This is a genomic window from Dellaglioa sp. CoH-57-MRSF-22 (assembly GCF_056781895.1).
This window is the reverse complement of record NZ_JBXAXT010000022.1, coordinates 1-852: the sequence shown is the minus strand read 5'-3', so window position 1 is coordinate 852 and position 852 is coordinate 1. Positions and strand designations below refer to the sequence as shown.

The following is an 852-nucleotide window of genomic DNA, read 5'->3' as shown; positions in this document are numbered from 1 at the left end:
AACCTGTGTTCCGTAGTTGGTCAGGTGGTGTCGCTTGTCCGTCTCGATCTCGCGGCGTTCGAGCGTGCAGCTGCTGATGAGGGCATCGACCCGGATGCGGATTACGCGGTGGGCAGCAATGCCGTGGAAGACGCGGTGCAGATCGAGTTGGATCATCAGCGCGCGTTGCGCGAGGCCACGCATCGCCACTACAAAGGTGGTCTCTACAAGTTCGTGGGACTTGCCACGCACTCGGAGACACAGGAAGAGATGGTGATCTACGAACACGTGTGGCCGCATGAACGAAAGACGTGGGTCCGCCCTCATGAGCTGTTCTTCGGGACGCTTGAAAACGGAGACCCGCGCTTCGCCCCCATCTTTGACGAGCCGCAATAAGGAGTGAACATTGAGCTGCTTACCGTTGTATATGAGCCCGTAAGTGGGGACGTGGTACCCGACGCGATGATCAACACCTACGTCGAGAATATGATCACGCATCGTGGCGTGTACACGGTGGGCAGTTCCATCATCGTGGACGCAGTTCGTCGAGCTATCGCGCTTGACAAGATCGATCACCGTGATGTTGCGTTTTCGTTCGAGGGTCGGCTTCTGTCCGTCAACGCGTTCGGACGAATCCCAGAATGGCCTGTGGGATTTGCCGACATCTGGGACGGTATTACGTCTGACATACTGAAGGCCGGTATCGCCAAGAGCAAACGTAATTGACATGGACGCTGCTGATCTGTATAGTTTGCTTGAGGATTCGCTGTGCATCGTGCGGCGCGCGGTGTGGAGCGAATATGATGACTGGGCTGCGTCAGTCGAACAGCGGCTGATGAATGCCATGAACGAACTAGTTGAGGAAGATGAAGA

At 56.1% G+C, this 852-nt stretch carries 2 protein-coding genes; both read left to right on the top strand.

Annotated elements, in window-relative coordinates; genetic code table 11:
- Positions 1-375: DUF1653 domain-containing protein (locus AC1RPR_RS07875; protein ID WP_481763412.1), on the top strand; the 375-nt coding region annotated here is incomplete at its 5' end.
- A 3-nt stretch (positions 376-378) separates the two neighbouring features.
- Positions 379-705, top strand: a complete 327-nt coding sequence (locus AC1RPR_RS07870; RefSeq protein ID WP_481763411.1) for a hypothetical protein — start codon at positions 379-381, stop codon at positions 703-705.
- Positions 706-852: the final 147 nt, after the last annotated feature.